Origin of the sequence: Streptomyces sp. CB01201, assembly GCF_002803085.1 — a bacterium.
Classification (GTDB): Bacteria; Actinomycetota; Actinomycetes; order Streptomycetales; family Streptomycetaceae; genus Streptomyces; species Streptomyces hundungensis.
This window is the reverse complement of the sequence record NZ_NNBJ01000001.1, coordinates 1,015,799-1,032,155: the sequence shown is the minus strand read 5'-3', so window position 1 is coordinate 1,032,155 and position 16,357 is coordinate 1,015,799. Positions and strand designations below refer to the sequence as shown.

At 71.2% G+C, this 16,357-nt stretch carries 11 protein-coding genes; 2 read left to right on the top strand and 9 right to left on the bottom strand.

The features are described 5' to 3' along the window. Nucleotides 1–10: 10 nt before the first annotated feature. The 4 genes from fabF to CG740_RS04635 all read right to left on the bottom strand — a co-directional run bounded on the left by fabF (nucleotide 11) and on the right by CG740_RS04635 (nucleotide 6,968). Nucleotides 11–1,273 carry a beta-ketoacyl-ACP synthase II gene (gene fabF, locus CG740_RS04655; protein WP_199846324.1) on the bottom strand — a complete coding sequence of 421 codons (1,263 nt, stop codon included), beginning with the start codon at nucleotides 1,271–1,273 and terminating at the stop codon, nucleotides 11–13. Continuing rightward, a complete protein-coding gene (locus CG740_RS04650) occupies nucleotides 1,270–3,000 on the bottom strand; it encodes a thiamine pyrophosphate-binding protein (RefSeq protein WP_100573543.1) in 1,731 nt (576 codons plus the stop codon). Before CG740_RS04650 ends, fabF begins: the two co-directional genes overlap by 4 nt. After that, a complete protein-coding gene (locus CG740_RS40745) occupies nucleotides 2,997–5,876 on the bottom strand; it encodes an aldehyde dehydrogenase family protein (RefSeq protein WP_234376041.1) in 2,880 nt (959 codons plus the stop codon). The genes CG740_RS04650 and CG740_RS40745 overlap by 4 nt, the downstream gene beginning before the upstream one ends. A 615-nt stretch (nucleotides 5,877–6,491) precedes the next feature. Further along, the gene (locus CG740_RS04635) at nucleotides 6,492–6,968 is read right to left on the bottom strand and encodes a MarR family winged helix-turn-helix transcriptional regulator (protein WP_100573542.1); all 477 of its coding nucleotides are present in this window, start codon (nucleotides 6,966–6,968) and stop codon (nucleotides 6,492–6,494) included. Nucleotides 6,969–7,012: 44 nt separating this feature from the next. On the opposite strand from CG740_RS04635, the gene CG740_RS04630 reads away from it, so the two are divergent. Beyond that, the gene (locus CG740_RS04630) at nucleotides 7,013–7,924 is read left to right on the top strand and encodes an alpha/beta hydrolase (protein WP_100573541.1); all 912 of its coding nucleotides are present in this window, start codon (nucleotides 7,013–7,015) and stop codon (nucleotides 7,922–7,924) included. Between the two features lie 237 nt (nucleotides 7,925–8,161). Here the strand turns inward: CG740_RS04630 and CG740_RS40740 are convergent, their stop codons facing one another. From CG740_RS40740 to CG740_RS04615, 3 genes are read right to left on the bottom strand one after another with little or no spacing between them, the layout of a single operon-like run. Next, entirely contained in the window at nucleotides 8,162–8,491 is a 330-nt protein-coding gene (locus CG740_RS40740; protein ID WP_234376040.1) for a hypothetical protein, read from the bottom strand. 40 nt (nucleotides 8,492–8,531) lie between these two features. Further along, nucleotides 8,532–9,191: a class I SAM-dependent methyltransferase gene (locus tag CG740_RS04620; RefSeq protein ID WP_100573540.1), complete on the bottom strand. Its 660-nt coding sequence runs from the start codon at nucleotides 9,189–9,191 to the stop codon at nucleotides 8,532–8,534. Nucleotides 9,192–9,245: 54 nt separating this feature from the next. Continuing rightward, nucleotides 9,246–10,067 (bottom strand): SDR family NAD(P)-dependent oxidoreductase, encoded by an 822-nt coding sequence (locus CG740_RS04615; RefSeq protein ID WP_100573539.1) that lies wholly within the window; start codon nucleotides 10,065–10,067, stop codon nucleotides 9,246–9,248. Nucleotides 10,068–11,336: 1,269 nt separating this feature from the next. Between CG740_RS04615 and CG740_RS04610 the strand changes: the two genes are divergently transcribed. Next, nucleotides 11,337–12,245 carry a hypothetical protein gene (locus tag CG740_RS04610; RefSeq protein WP_100573693.1) on the top strand — a complete coding sequence of 303 codons (909 nt, stop codon included), beginning with the start codon at nucleotides 11,337–11,339 and terminating at the stop codon, nucleotides 12,243–12,245. 410 nt (nucleotides 12,246–12,655) lie between these two features. Here CG740_RS04610 and CG740_RS04605 read toward each other — a convergent pair whose 3' ends face one another. Further along, entirely contained in the window at nucleotides 12,656–13,183 is a 528-nt protein-coding gene (locus tag CG740_RS04605; protein ID WP_100573538.1) for a hypothetical protein, read from the bottom strand. Between the two features lie 271 nt (nucleotides 13,184–13,454). Beyond that, entirely contained in the window at nucleotides 13,455–16,220 is a 2,766-nt protein-coding gene (locus tag CG740_RS04600) for a helix-turn-helix transcriptional regulator (RefSeq protein WP_100573537.1), read from the bottom strand. Nucleotides 16,221–16,357 lie beyond the last annotated feature (137 nt).

Sequence of the window (16,357 nt, the reverse complement as noted above, 5' to 3'; positions counted from 1 at the left end):
GACCGGGACCTCATACGGATCGGACCACGAGAACGGCGTTGTGACCACCGAAGCCGAACGAATTGCTGAGAGCGATCCGTACCTCGTCGTGGTGCTGCGCCTGGTGCGGTACGAAGTTGATGTCCGGGTCGATCGGTTCGTCGCAGTTGATGGTCGGCGGGACGTCACCGGTGCGCAGGACTTGGATCGAGGCCACCAGCTCGACCGCGCCCGCGGCACCGATCATGTGCCCGGTCATCGATTTGGTCGAGCTGACCGGGATCCGGTCGATGCGATCTCCCAGTACCTTCCGCAGAACGGCCGCTTCGGTGGCGTCGTTCAACTGCGTCCCGGTTCCATGGGCGTTGACGTAGTCCACGTCCGCTCCCGATATCCGCGCGTCGCGCAGCGCCGCCTCGACGGCGAGGCAGGCGCCCCTTCCCTCCGGGTGCGGGGCCGTCCAGTGATGGGCGTCGGAACTCGCTCCGTACCCGATGAGTTCGGCCAGGGCCGTCGCTCCCCGCCTCTCGGCCACGTCGGCGGCCTCAAGGACCACCACGGCGGCTCCCTCGCTCATCACGAAACCGTCGCGGTGCACGTCGAAGGGGCGGCACGCCGAGGTCGGCTCGTCGTTCCGTCTGGACAGCGCGCGGGCATTGCCGCTGCCCGCGAGGTCGACGGTGGTGACGCAGGCGTCGGCGCCGCCGACGAGAACGACGTCGGCCTCGCCATGGCTGATCATGCGCATCCCCGCGCCCACCGCGTCCGCGCCGCTGGCGCACGCCGTGCTCTGGGCCCGGCTGGGGCCCTGGGTGCCCAGACGCATGCTGATCTCGCCGGCCGCGCTGTCCATGGCGGTCGTGACCTGGGTGAAGGGGCTGATGGCGCGTGGCCCCTTGTCGCGCAGGATGTTCGCGGCGCGGTAGATGGACCCCACGGGGCCGTACCCGCTCCCGATGATCACGGCGACCCGCGGTGCCAGCTGTTCGTCGACGACGAGTCCGGCGTGTGCGCAGGCTTCCAGCGCCGCGGCGAGGGCGTACTGCGCGTACGGGTCGGCGCGTCGGCTGACCGTCCGGGGCATGTAACGGCTGGGGGTGAACCCGCGGACCTGGCCGCCGATGCGGACGCCGAGGTCGGTCACGTCGATCGCGTCCACGGTGTCGATGCCGCTGCGACCGGCCAGCATCGCCGTCCACGTCTCGTCGACGCTGTGGCCCAGCGGCGTCACCGCGCCGTACCCGGTGACCACGACCCGGCGCCGGGCGTCATCTCGCTCCCTTGCCGCTGTCACTGGGGGACCACCTCGGCTTCGCTGATGCACGGAGGGATGTCGTCGGGGGCGACGGGCACCATGAGCACGGCCGTGCCTCCCTTGGCGCAGAACCGGCGTGCAGCGACGACCTCCTCGGTCAGCGTGGCTTTGTCGCGCAGCACCCGGTGGTGGACGTCCGACCCGTCCACCGTGGGCGGCGGCGCGCCCGCCCGGGTGAAGGGGTAGCGCTCGGCGTCGAGGCCGAGACGGGCGCGCTGGGCGTCGAGCCAGCCGTAGCCGCCGTTGCACAGCACCACGTAGAGGACTCCGCCGTGGGCCGGTGCGGTGACGGCGATGTCCGCGCGGGCCGCCAGGAAGGCACCGTCCCCGATGAACGCGGTGACGTCGTGGTCCGGGGCCGCTCGCTTGACCCCGATGGCCGCGGCGGCCCCGAAGCCCAGCGGGGTCTGTTCGGACGGCACGATGGATCCGCCGCCGATGTGGAAGGGGAAGCAGTAGGACCACATGTCCTGGAGCCCGTTCTCCTGGACGAGGACGTGCCGCTCCGCGGCAGTGGCGTCGAGTGCGGCGAGCAGCTCGGCGATGCGGATTCCCGGCAGCGTCGCGGCGCGGGCCAACTCCCCTTCGACTGCCCGCGACATGGCCTTGCGGGCATCCGCGATCTCGTTCCGCCACTGCACTGTCGCGTCCGCGCCTTCGTTCTCCCGGCGCTCGCTCGCGTCCGTGTGCCCGGCCCCGCGGTCATCGCCGAGCGCCCGGGTCCAGCCGAGCACGGCGTGCCGGGCGTCGCCGATGACGCGCGGACCGGAGAACTCCGACGACAGTCCGCCCGGGTCGATGTTGACCTGCACCACGGTGACCGGGGGCCAGGGTGTGCCGCCTTCGACAACCGTCTCCTCAAGCCGCCCGGCGAGCGACACGACCAGGTCGCAGGACGACCACAACTCACGGGCGGGGGAAGCGGCATAGAGGCCTGCCACGCCGCAGAACAGCGGATGGTTCTCGTCGACGGTTCCCCGGCCGGACGCGGTGGTGAACAGCGCCGCGCCCAGGCGTTCGGCGAAGCGTTCGACCGCGCTGTCGTCGTTGCGGTGCCGCATTCCGCCGCCCACGAGCACCACCGGGCGGCTGCTCGCGCGGAGCGCCGCAAGCGCCGGGCCCGACGTCACGATGTCCGGGTCAATGAGCAGCTTTTCAGGGAGAGTTGGGAACTTACCGCTGACCGTGATCTCGGCGGTGCGGACGTCGTCCGGCAACTCCAGGTACACCGGTCCTGGCGGCGGACCCATCGCTCGGGTCAGCGCCGCCACCGTCGCGGGGACGACCCGGTCGGGGTGGCCCACCCGGTGTGCCCAGCGCACCAGGGGTGCTGTCACGGAGACTTGGTCGAGTTCCTGGAACCCGCCGCTCCCCCGGCGCTGTTCGGGCGCACCGGCGGCGAGCACGAGGACCGGCGCACCCGACTCCCGCGCCTCCAGCAGGCCGGTGGCGGCGTGCGTGACGGCCGGCCCCTTGCCCAGCACGCAGACGGCGAGCCGGCCCGACTGCAACGCGTAGCCGGTCGCCATGTGCATCGCGTTGCGCTGGTCCCGGCACGGTACGAGGTCCAGGCCGGCGGCGTCGAAGGCGGCCAGCAACTCCAGGTCGTCGCCGGGCAGTCCGAAACAGGTGTCGACTCCGTTGGCCGCCAGCAGGTCGACGATCGCGGACCAGGCGCCGGCGTACCGCTTGCTCGCTCGGGTCACTTCTCACCCACCGTGGCAGCGGGAGACGCCGGCAGGTTCCGCGCCACGGCCTGCGACATGAGCAGCGGTTCGGCGTGCCGCTCGCCGCCGTAGGAGATGTAGTTGGCCCTCATCCCGAATCCGCCGAACGGGCGGTTGCCGTCCTCGGCGTCGAGCAGGGTGTGGTTGACGCAGGTGTGGTGGCGCTGGGACAGGACCTTCACGGTCTCCGGGTCGTTCCCGTAGACCATCGCTCCCAGCGCGCGTTCGCTGAAGTAGGGGCTCGCCAGGCGCTCGCGCAACTGCCTCGCACCGGGGTAGGACACGACGTTGAACACGGGGGCGAACATCTCGTCGAGAGGGATCTTGTCGTCGAAGCCCCACAGCAGCACGGTGGGCTCGATCCTGCGGGACGGCAGGTCGATGCGCCCGCCGTGCCGGATGTGACGCGCGTGCCGCACGAGGTAGTCCGAGCAGTTCACCAGCGCCGAGTCGTAGCAGATCGGACCGTAGTCGGCATCCGGGTCGTCGTTCGGCCCGAAGCGCAGCGAATCGAGTTCGGCCGACAACAGGCGGAGGAATTCTTCGGTGCGGCCCTTCGGCGCGAACACGACGTCGGGGCCGAAGCAGTCCTGGCCCGAGTTGTAGAGCCGGATCGTCGTGACGTCCCGGGCGGCGTGGGCGAGATCGGCGTCGGGTGCGATCACGAAGGGGTTGATGCCATGTCCGAAGAAGAGGAAGAGCTGGTCTTCCGCCAGTCCTTCGCGGATGACCTCGGCATTGGAGTACTTACCGGTGAAGACGATGAGGTCCGCCTCGCGGACCGGCCCCGTCACGAACTTGCGCTGGCTGAGTTCGTACATCTCGATGGGCAATCCGTGAACCGGCGCCAGCAGGGCGTGCAGCCGCAGCATCTGGCTTTTTATCTCGGAAGACGGCCGAAAGACGATGCGGTCGCTGTAAAGGGAGGCCACCAGCAAATAGAGCGCATACGAATACAGCGGGATGTTGGAGGGCATGAAGACGGCGGCCAGCGGAAGACTTCCGGGGCGGCCCCTGCGGATCTCCTCCTCGGCGCCATCGAGGGTGGCGAGAAACGCGTGGATCTCCGCACGGGCGGTATGGTGCGGCGAGATTTCGGTGAGGATCGCCATCACCGCGTCCTCGTTCTCGGCCACGTGGTGGCGTACCGCGCGCAACGCGTCGACGCGGGCCGCGAAGGGAATGCGGTAATCGTTCGCACGGATGGCCGAGCCGGCCGCGGACGGCCCGGTGGCGGCGCCGGTCGCGGTGGACGTGGCCAAGACCGCGACTGATGCGGACACGGATAAGTCGGGGGGCGCGTCTAAGTCGGGGGGCGCGTCGGTCGCCCCGGACGGTGCCGAGTCGGTGGACGGGTCGGTGGAACCGGTCCTGGACAGGTCGGCGGACGTGTCGGTGGAGGCGGTTGTGGACGGCTCGGTGGACGTGTCGTAGGACGTGGACAGCGAAGTCATGGCGATCTTCTCCAGAACGGCCAGGTTGGGCTTTCCCGAGCTAGTGAGCGGCAGCGCGGGAAGCACCACGATGTGGTCGGGCTGCTCGTAGCGGGCGAGCACACCGCGCAGCACCCGTTTCCAGTGCGCGGGCTCGTGTGCGTCGGGGTCCGCGATCACGAACACCAGGCGGGCGCCCAGACGCGCGTCGGGGACGGCGACGACCTCCGTCTGGGCACCGACGGACTCGGCCCGGGCGGCGAGGTGGTCGGGATAGAGGGTGTGGCCGTCGCGGTGCACGGCGTGCTTGCGCCCGACCGGGAGAACGCGCCCGGCGTCGTCGAGCAGACCGATGTCGCCGGTGCGGTGAACGGGACCCGGAACCGGAATGATCTCACCGTGATCGTCCAGGTGACCGGTCATCAGGCCGCCACTGCGTACGACGAGTTCGCCGAGCCGGCCAGGAGGGAGGGGCCGGCCGTGCTCGTCATGGACTTCGACGATCACGCCGGGCAGCGGTGTGCCGCACCCCACCGGGTCGGCACGGGAGGCCAGCGCGATGTTTCCCACCTCGGTCGCGCCGTAGCCGTCGAGCAGGTGTTCGCCCGTACGGGCATGAAAGCGGGCCGCCAGACCGCGCCCCAGCGGGGCACCGCCCACGCACCAGGCCCGTACGCCCTTCAGCGCGGTCACGAGGGAGGGCCGGCGGTCCAGCAGGTTGAGCAGGGTGTGGTAGGTCGACGGGGCTCCGTCCACGATGGAGAGGCCGTGGTCGATGCCCACCTCAAGGACGCGGTCCAGGCGCGTGGTCGGACCGTAGACGACGAGCGTGCCCCCGCCCAGCCACCAGCACAGGACCAGCGACAGACCGTATTGATGGGAGTACGGCAGGACGGGCAGGAAGACGTCGTCGGGCCGGTACTCCATCCGTTCCGCGCTCAGTGCGAGATTGTCCAGGATCGAGCGGCCGGAGCGGACGATTCCCTTGGGGCTGCCCGTCGTACCCGACGACCATGAGATGGCGGCGTCCCGGCGCCGCGCCCAGGCCGCCACGCCGGACCCGGCGGCCGCGCCCGGGGCGGGCCGTGAAGTGGAGGCTTCGCGGTCCCCTGCGCGTTGCGACCGGGACGCATCGCCCGGGCCATCGCCGACTTCCAGCATCACGCGCGCCTGCGCACGGATCTGCGAGCGCTGCGCTGGGGCGGCTCGGTGATCGGCCAGGACCACCGAGGCATCGAGGTGGATGAGCGCGAGCAAATCGACGACCCATGCGCGGGAATTGGCTCCGCTCATCATCACCCGTGAGCCGGCCACTACGCCGCTTCGCGCATAAAACTCGGTGGCTCCCGAAATTTGAGCCACAATTTCTTCCGTCTTCCAGATATGCCCCTCGGGCGAGATCAAGCGCCTGGGAATGGGCAACTCGTGCTCCTTAGCGCCAGAGGGTTCTGTTCATCTCCCCGCACATGCACGCCCTGCAACCGCAATCGCGCATGCCGCCTTCTTCTGCCTTCTTTTGTTTAAGAAGATGAATCCGAAACGACTATCCCATACCCGCCGAACGGTGTCGAGCACGGCAAAGACACCCCATGACACGCCTGGGGTCGTTGAGAACACAGTGACGGAAGAGTTATGACGCATGGCCATTTATCGCCGCCGAATTCCGGGCAGCAGTCCTGTTCGCGTATGCGCAAACACCGACCCCCGTCGAGAACCGACCTCGCACTTCCTGGGATGCGGAGCCGCGTAGTCGGCCGCCCGTTTCGAGCCGTGCGGTGCGGATCCCGGTCATCGTGAGAAGGAGAATCGCGGCATCCGCCATCCGCCGGCCCGGCCCGTCCGGAACGACTCGCGACAAGGAGCGGCGGCGGGCAGCAACGAAAAACTCTGGCCATCCCGGCATTCTTCGAACAACTACACGCTCTGGAAAGCACGTTGAGTGGGTCAGTACACCTCCGCGCAATCCACCGCCGCGAAGCTCGGCCCCGAGCAGCGCCGGAACGGGCATTCCCCGACAGCAGGGCAGGGGCGCGACATTCAGCCTGCCGGGGTGCCGATCTGCTCGCGTTCCAGCGCGACGCGCAGCCGGGACAGGGACCGCCCCGCGGCCGCCGTTCCGGACGCGTCGAGCGCGCCCCCAAGCAGCCCGCGCAGGGTCGCGGTGAAGGTCTCCTCGGCCGCGGTGAGCAGCCGGGAGCCCTCGCCGCTGAGGGCCAGCAGGGAGGACCTGCGGTCGGCCGGGTTGGCCTGGCGGACGATCCACCCCCGGTTCTCCAGGCGGTCGACTCCCTTGCTGGTCGCGCCGACACCGATCGCGAACTCCGCGGCCAGGTCGGCCACTCGGGAGCCGGGGTGCTCACGCAGGAAGCGCAGGAACTCGAACTGCGAGGTGACGATGCCGTGTTGCCGGCGCAGGTGATCGTTGAGCGCGTTGTAGAGGCGTGTCTCGCAGCGCACGAGGTCGGAGAAGAATCCGTGCAGCTCGGAGGCGTCATCCGGGGATTTATATTCCATGGCATATAGTGTAGAGGAAGGTACATCGATGAGAGAAGGTACAGATGAGCAAGGAACAGCTCGCCGCCATCGACGCGATGCTCCGTCGGCCCGGCCCCGACGGGGAGCCTTCCGTCGAGGAGCTGCGCGCCGGGTTCCGGGCGCTCATGGCCCAGATGGTCGTACCGGACGACGTCCGCACCACACCGTCGGTGCTCGGCGGTCGCCCCGCCCTTCATGTCGAGCCGGACAACGGCGCGCGTCCGGGCACGATCCTCTATTTCCACGGCGGCGGTTTCGTCTTCGGCTCCCCCGAGACGGCGCTGTGTCTGACCGCGCAACTCGTCTCAAGGACCGGGTTCGACTCGTACTCGGTGGACTACCGGCTGGCCCCCGAGCACCCGTTCCCGGCCGGCCTTGAGGACAACCTGCGCGCCTACCGCGCCCTTCTCGACAGCGGTCTGGACGCCTCGGCCATCGCGTTCGCCGGGGACTCCGCGGGCGGCGGTTACTCCGTCACCACCGCCCTCGCCGCCCGTGACGCGGGCCTGCCACTGCCCGCGGCGATCGTCGCCTTCTCCCCCGGTCTCGACGCCGCCCGCACGGGCGAGAGCATGACGTCCAAGGAAGGCATCGACCCGATCTTCACCCGAGCTGCCGTGCAGCGCACCGGAGCCATGTACCTCGCGGGCCAGGACCCCGCCCAGCCCCTGCTCAGCCCGGCCGTCCATGCCGACCTGACCGGACTCCCCCCGGTCCTCGTCCAGGTGGGCACGAACGAGATCCTGCTGGACGACTCCACCCGCTTCGCCAGCCGGGCCCAGAAGGCGGGAGTCGACGTCATTCTCGACATCACCGCCGACGCCCCCCATGTCTTCCAGGCCTTCGCCGGCGGCCCGCTGGACGAGGCCGACCAGGCGCTCGACCGTGCGGCGCTCTTCCTCACGCAGCGCCTCCGCAACCCTGACGCCCGCTGAGCCGTGGCCTAGGCCGTCCGGCGTCGGTGTCCCGGGGGGGGGGGCACTCGGTGACTCGGACTCGTATACCGGCTGATCACCGGCTCCAGATAGTCCGCGTGCGGACCGCTCAAGCCGTCCAGTTCCGCGGCCGAGCGCAGCAGTGCCAGTCCATCGAGTTCCGGTTCCCGGCCTTGGTCCCGCTCGGCTGCGGCGGCGGTGGCGAACCCCTTTCGCAGCGCCGCCTCGATGCCCAGTTCATCGCACGCGGCCGTCATCGAGCGGCTGAACCACGTTCACGAACAGCGACGGCAACGCGGACGCCCCGGGAACCCGGCGCAACGCGTAGTGCGGATAGGTCACCCGGGCCCAGGACAGGCACAGCGTGTGCGGACCGGTCCGCGCCAGTCCCGCGCACGCCACTACGGGCCCGTCGAAGAGGGCCGGGTTGGACTGGACCGCCGCATTCCAGACCCGGTCCCGGGCGGACTCGTCGCGGGGTGACAGCGCCGGCGCCGCGACCTCCCTCAGGTCGAGCCGCTCGACGCCGAAGAGGGCGACTCCCGCGGGGCGCCTCGTGGTGGCCACCGGTACAGCGTGGAAGCGCTCGTTCCACAGGCTCACCATGTCAGGGCCGTTCGGGCTTCCGCGCGAGCAAGGTGGCGAAAGTCCGCTGCGCGCCTTCCGCGGGCTCTTCGACGAGCCGTGCGGTGAGGACGAGCCCGGCCTGCTTCAGCAGTTCGGCGATCCGGTCGGGCGGCAGCAGATAGGACTCGTAGGACACCGGATGGCCACCGTATGCCTGGGTGGGACGCAGGTGCTGGTCGGCTCCCACGTGGCCGGCCAGCATCAAGCAGGCGCCCGGTGCGAGCGTTCGGTGGAACTCCCCGAACACCACGGGGAGCAACACCGGCGGAGTGTGATGGGTTGAGTAATAGGCGAGGATGCCGCCGAGACTGTCGTCCGCGATCGGGAGCGCGGTCATCGATCCGACGCCGAAGGGCAGCCCCGGGTGGGCCGTGCGCGCCAGCTCGATCATGGCGGGTGACAGGTCCATCCCGAAGGCGGGTACGTGCCGTTCGGCGAGATGGGCCGTGACCTTGCCGGGCCCGCAGCCGAGGTCGGCGACGGGTCCGAGGCCGGCCGTGCGCACCATCTCCGCGAAGACGTCCAGCATCCCCCGGGACAGCGGATCCAGCTCCGACGGAGCCTTGACCCGGGCGAAGTAGTCGGAGGCGACGGTGTCGTACGACTCGCGAACGGCGGCGAGGTATGAGTGTTCGGGCACGCGGGCGACTCTAGTCAAGGCCGTCGACAGGGGGAGCCGTCGGTCGCAGGGAGGTCAGGCTTCCTCGGTGGCGCGTGGCACGATCTGGAAGTCGAACGCGAGCGTGCCGGGATCGAGCGCGGTGGCCCCGCCGTCGACGGTGAGCACCGCGCCATTGACGTAGGACGCCGCCGGAGAGAGCAACCAGCGGATCGCCTCCGCGACTTCACGCGGATCGCCCGGTCGTCCCATGGGCAGGATCCTGGTCGCCTCGTCGTACCCGGACTCCGCACCGCGGTCCCCCAGCTCCGCCTCCACGGCGAACCGCGCCATGCGCCGGTCGGCCATCTCGCTCCGCACCCAGCTGGGACATACGGTGTTGGCGCGCAGCCCCTGGCGTCCGTAGTCGACGGCGAGCGAACGGCACAGCTGTAGCAGGGCCGCCTTGGACGTGGCGTATGCCGCGTTGCCCGCGCCGTTGCGCAGGGCGGACACCGATGCGACGGCGACCACGGATCCGCGCGCCTCCAACAGGTGCGGGATCGCCGCGCGCAGGAGCAGGAGCGGACCAGTGACGTTCGTGCGCATCACCTCGTCCCAGTCGTCGAGCGACAGATCGCCAACCGCTCCGCTTCGCCCGATGCCCGCATTCAGCACCAGGCCGTCAACTCGCCCGTAGGCCGCCAAGGCTGCGCGGACAAGGCCCTCGGCGGCCTCCGGATCGCCCACGTCGGACGGGTGCGCCAGCACTCCCGTCTCCCGTTCCAGGCGTTCCAGCGGTTCGGCCCGCCGTCCCGAGACGATCACGCGGTCCCCGGCTTCACGCAGCAGGCGGGCGGTGGCCGCCCCGATGCCCGTTCCTCCACCGGTCACTATCACAACTCGCCCGTCCGGCACTCCGGTTCACCCTTCCGTCCTGATCCACAACGAACTCCCGATCGTAGGGGGACGATCAGCCGGGCCCCTCGCCGCCGAGGCGCCGACCCTGAACTTGGCCGACTTCTTCCGCCGGGAGCGCGTCGGCCTCTAGGCTCGTAGGGCCGGTTGCAGAGGCGGGGGCCGTGCCGTCCGGAATGCGGGGGAATCGTGGATGTGCCGACACTGATCCTGTTGGGGGCGGGGGGCGGCATGCTGCGGGGGCTCATCGAGGCCTACAACCGGTTCCTGGAGTGGCAGTCGGACCGTCGCGTCCATCGGGCGCGGCCCGGCGGGACGGAAGCGGGTCCACCCGCGTTCCAGGGGTACTTCGATCCGGTCGCCGATCCCGTGGCCGCGGTCGTGCACGCGGCACTGGGCGCCGGCGCCGCCGTGCTCCTCGGTACCACCGGGCAGATCAGCGGCGCGTACGCGGCCTTCGTCGTCGGGATCTCCGCCCCCGTGATCCTGACTCAGCTCGGGCGCATTCAGTCGGTGAGCGAGCTCGTCACCGAAGCGCAGCAGACGGCGATGGGCCCGGAGGCGAGCACGGGCACGGAGGAGGGGCCTCGGTTTCCCGTGCCGCTCGGCGCGGTTCCCTGGCCCGCACACCCAGGCCAGGCCGCTCCTCCCGGGTCCGCCGGGACGCCGGCATCCGGGGTGGTGACCGCGGCGTTCACGGGCCGTGGGGAAGGACGGCCCGGAACGGGCGATTCCGGCAGCGGGCCGGCCGCCGGGTCCGACGCCTCGCGAGCGACCGGGCGGTCCCCCCCACCCGCTGCGCGCCCCGGACCACACACCCGGTGGCCAGGCTCGTCCGACGTCCCCCCTTCCGCCTCCAGGGCCGCCCGTCGGCGGGGACGGGGCGGCGCGGTGACGCGAACTGGCTTGAGCCGAAGGGTAGTTGCGGCGGTGCTGGGCGGCCCGGGAGAGGTCGGTGACCGGCCGGCCGCAGTCACATCGCAGCGACGCCTCCCGCTCGGTCGTCGTGTACTCACATCGCTCCTGGGCATCCGGGTGCAACCACCTGGCCCCAAGAGCGTGCCCCCGCTCCACGAGGCAAGCCCGGCGCAGGAAACACCGCCGACGGTCCCTGTCGTACCCCAGCCGAGGGGGGAGGACAACGACCGAGGCCATCCGCCAGCCGCTCCCATACCGCCGTTGAGGGCGAGGGACACCGACCGGGGCCGCCCGTCCGACCGACCGGGGCCGCCGGGCCGGGATCGCCAAGTCCCTCGCACCGCGCGTCTACTGCCCGAAGACCAGAGGGAGTTCGAGCGCATCCTGGACCAAGCGCTGCTGACCACGTCCGCCCGGCCCGAGCTGTCCGGCGTCGGCCGACGACTCAACACCGAGCAGCTGCGCACGATCGTGCTGGCCGCCGACTCGTGGGTCACCGGGAGCGCGGCGGCCGAGTACCAGCACTACGTCAGCGCACGCGAGGAGTTGAGGGCCGAGGCCGCGGCTCCGCAGTCCGCCCTCACCGACGATCTGTCGCCCGTGGCGGGAGCGGCTGCGGGCAGGGTCACTGCGCGCACTTCGAGAGAGGGCCTCGGCGGTGTCTTCGCCGTGCTCGCTCCTGTGCTCTGTGGAGCCGCGGCCGCGATCTTCCTGCTCGTGGGCTATGTCCTGAAGATGCTCAGGCCGGAGCCGTCCTTCGCCGGAACGGTGCTGACCGCCGGATGGGTCTTTGCCTCGCTGACGACGGCCGCGATCCTGGCTGCGACGATCGGACTGCTCCGCACCGCGCTACGGAACGGAGCCACGCAGGTGGCTGCCGAGGAGGACATCGGCGACGAGCGGAGCCAAGAGGTCGCGCGCGCCCGCGAGGCCTGGCGCCATGCGCTGTTGGAGCGAGGAATCTACCCGTTGCTCCGGGACACCTTGGCCGACCCGGCCCCGTCCGACCCGCAGCGTGCACCCCGCCCGGTCACCGCAGCCGGCTACGCCCGCCCCGCCTCCCCCGCCAGGCCGGACGAGGGCGAGCCGATGGGCCGTCATCCCGACCACCTGAGCCCCGCCGCCTACCGTAGCCCCGACGTCCCGCGCCCTGACGACGACGGCCCGCCGGACGACGGGCCCAGTCGCACCGGCCCCACCTTCACCAGCCCGGACTTCAGCACTCCGGACTTCGGCGACCCCGAGCGCCGACCCGACTGACCGCCGTGCGGCGGATGCCGGGCGGCACCAGGTTCTCCCGCGATGGCGCGGAGGCTCTGCGCGCCCACGGTCCGACGGGCCAGAACGAGGACGGCGCCGCCCCAGCAACATGGGGCGGCGCCGTTTGCTCGGCCCGCGGTCAGGCCCTGGTCGGCCTGACCGCGGGCCCTGGCCGGCATCTTGGTCGACATCGCGGCCGGCCCTCGTAGCCGGCTCTCGTAGCCGGCGCTCATAGTCGGTCCGGCCGGACGGTTTCCAGGTGTGCACCGTGGCGGCGCGGCGCGGTGTGGGCCCGGCTCGGCAAGTGACGGCCCAGCGCAGTGAGCAGTTCCTCCCCCTCGGACGAGGGGGAGGAACTGCTCATCGGGCTCGGGCCGGGGAGGCCCTTGATGGTCCGAGCCGGGTTCTGATCAGAATTGCAGCGGGTCGAGGAGCGTCTTGTTGTCCTCGCTCAGGGACAGGCGGCTTTCGACGGTGGGCGCGAAGTCCCCGTCGGAGAAGCTCAGGTCCAATTCGTAGCCGAACTTCCAGGTGTCGTCACCGTGGGGCTGGATGTTGAGCCGCAAGTGGCCCGTCTGCAATGCGTCCCAGGTGAATCCCGGTCGCAGCTTCAACGGAACGGCGTGGGACGACCCGTCCTTGAACTCCCCGAAGAAGCCGGTCGCGGAGGCCGCCACCCTGCTGCTGCCGTCCAGCACCTGAACGGTCAGCAGGGTGTCGTGGTCCTTGTTGTCGTCCAGGGTGAAGAACGTGATCGACGCATCGGTCAGCGTCGCCCCCGTTGCCGCCGGGCTCTCGTGGGCCGCGGAGGCCCGGTGCGCCGAGGCGGCCGGCGAGGCCGGGCCGGCGGCGCCGGCCATACCCGCCGAGCCCAGGACGACGGCGAGAACGGCCGCGGCCGAAACCGCCGCCCGGCCCGTGATGTTGCGTGTCCTCATTGAATTCCCCTCTGTGAATGTGGCGGAACGTAGTCGTTGAGCCAAGCCCATCTCGATCTCCGGTCCTCTCCCGTCGGCATCGGGCATCGAGCTGGTGCCGGTCCGCCGGTCCCCCCGTGGTGCGTGCCCTTGCCGATCGATGGGACCCAGTATGTTGACCGGCCACGCGCCCCGAATCCGTAGCGCTGACAGGCCATATGGACGGCCCCTGAACAGCGGAAAGGGGCCGTGCCTGCCTACTGGCGGCCGCGGCCCCTGCGTTGATCCGGCGTCAGGCCGGTAGTTCTCCTGATCCGCCCAACTGACGGATCAGAGCCCGGCGGGAGGACACCCCGAGTTTCCGGTAGACATGGCCCAGGTGGTAGTCCACCGTGCGTACGGACAGCAGGACTTCGGCCGCGATCTCCCGGCTCGTCCGCCCCTGCGCCGCCGACCACGCGATCCGCCACTCCTGCGGCGTGAGCACGCCGAGCCCCGGACGCTCGGCACGGGGCAGGTTCCGCAGACCCAGCAGCGACAGTTCGTGACGGGCCTGCTGGGCCCACAGCGTCGACTCCGCCGACTCGAAGATCTCCAGCGCCGCCGTGAGCGGCGCGTACGCGTCCTGCCGCCGTCTGGACCGGCGCAGCCACTGGCCTTGGCAGAGCAGAGTTCTGGCCCGCTCCAGCGGTTCGTCCACGTCTTCGTGCGCCTCCAACGCCGCGGCGAACAACGGCCCCGCGGCGGCACCACGGGCCAGCAGCGCCCGGCTGCGCAGGGCAGCCGCCCGTCGGCCGGAGCGCCCCGTCGCCGCGACCGAGGCGTCGAGGCGGTCCAGTACCCGCCGCGCCTGTGCGGACCGGCCGACCCTGATGAGCGCCTCGGCCAGATCGGCGGCGACGGGCACGACGGCCGGTTCGACGACGGCACCCAGCGCGTCGTCCGCCCGGCGCAGTTCGTCGACGGCGTCGGCCGCCCTGCCACCGGCCAGCGCCACGAGACCCAGTGCGTACCGGACCCGTACCTCGGTCTCCAGGTCGTCGTCCGGGCACAGCCGCAACGCTTCCCCGGCCTGCGCCGCGCAGTCGTCCGCGCGGCCGAGCACCGCGGTGACCAGGGCGAGCGTCGCGCGGGAAGCCGCGATGGTGGTCGGCTGTGCCATCGCGTCGGCGATACCGGCACATTCCAGCGCGTCGGAGTAGGCCGTGAGCGGCCGGCCGAGGCGGATCTCCAGCTGAGCCCGCCGCCGCAGTCCGTAGCCGAGGAGCGCGATGTCGCCGACGGCTCGGGCCGCGGTCACATCGCGCTCGACCATGCGGCGTGCGAGGGCGTACTCCTCGATGTACGTCAGCACTTCGGCCAGTTCGGCACAGGCCCCGTTCGGCACGAGCCGCTCGCAGACCGCGACGCAATCCTTGGCCAGCGCGGCACCGGCCGCCTCCCCGGCGAGCACCTGTGCCAGCGACATCCGGACGGCTCCCTTGGGGAAGTCCGGGTTGGGAAGGCCGTCCGGAGCGGTCAGCGCCATCACCTCCGCGCAGACCTTCAGGGTCGCCGCGACGTCCCACCTGGCCAGCGGCGCGTTCATGGCCAGGCTCAGGATCCGGCCGGCCGCCAGGCGGTCCTGCGGCCCGGCGCCGGCCGCCTCCGCGACCAGCACGTCGAAGATGTCGCCGGTGCGTCCGCGCAGCACGGCATGGTAGGCACGCTCCCCCAACACCTCGATGCGTGCGGTGATGTCGTCGCCCGCGAGGGCCTCCGCCTGGTCCAGCAGCGCCTCGGAGTGGTCCAGCGCCCCGGCGGCCGACCAGATCGTCGCGGCGGCGCACATCCGCTTGGCCCGGCGCCCTGCCTCACCGGTCAGTTCGGCGGCGCGTTCCAGGGCGGCGGCCTGCGCGACGGTCCCGCCGTGCCGTCGGGCCCGGTCGGCGGTCTCCACCAGGGCCACCGCGACCTGTTCGTCCGGCCCGACCGTCGCGCAGGCGAGATGCCAGGCCCTGCGGTCCGCGTCCTTCGGTGAGGTGCACGCATCGGCGAGCGCGGCGTGCACCTGCCACCGTTCCCCCGGCCCGGCCTGCGAGTAGACGGCCGACCTGATCAACGGGTGGCGGTAGGTCACCATCCGTCCGGTGATCTGCACCAGGCCGCTGACGGTGCCCTCGTCCAGCGCCACGAGGTCGAGCCCGAGCGCTCCCAGCGCCCGCGCCACCACCTCCAGGTCCGCGCTCCCCGCCGCGGCGCACACCAGCAGTGCCTGCCGCTGCCGGTCCGACATCGTCACCAGGGACGCGGCGAAGGCCCGTTGCAGGAGCTTCGTCGTCGGCAGTGGTTCCAGCAGTTCGCCGAGGCCGTCCGCCGAGTCGAGCGGCAGCACCCGGGGCAGCTCGATGAGCGCGAGGGGGTTGCCCATGGTCAGCGCCGCCAGACGCGCGCCGACCAAGGGCGCCACGTTCCCGCTGCGGGCCAGCAGTTCCAGTCCTGCCTGTTCGCTCAGGCCCTCCAGGCGCAGTGTCTCGATGCCGGGCGCCTCGAACGCGGGGACCTCCCTCGTCGCGAACACGATCAGCGCGGAATCAGCGAGCAATCGGCGTGCGGTGAACAGCAGGGCTGCCGCCGAGGCGTCGTCGATCCAGTGCGCGTCGTCGATCAGGCACAGCAGCGGGCGGCGGGCGGCGGCCGCGGTGAGCAGCGCGAGGGTCGCGGCGTAGATCGCGTGCCGGTCGGCCGAGGTCCGCGGTGACCCCGCGTTGTCGTCGGGCTTCTGCGGGACCAGGAGCGTCAGCGCGTCTGCGTAGTGCGCCGGAAGCTCGCCCACCACCGGGGACAGCGGCCCGATCAGCTCGCCCAACGACGCCAACGCCAGTTCCGACTCGAACTCGACGCCGACCGCCCGCACGACGGTGCACCCTTGCGCCTGCTCGGCGAGGTGGTCCAGGAGGGCTGTCTTGCCGATGCCCGGCTCGCCGCGCACTACGATGCTGCGCCCTCGGCCCGCGCGCGCCTCGTCCAACAACGCGGTCAGGTGGGCGCACTCCGACTCTCGTCCGACGATTCGCATGTCTCCCCAGACAGCCTTCCCCCGCTGACTTCACATGCTACGGACGGGCGGGCACCGGTGGAGCGGGTTGTCCGAGAACGGACCGTGCGCGGTACCGGACACCTCCCCCGCGATCGCCGCCCCTTGCCGGTCGCACG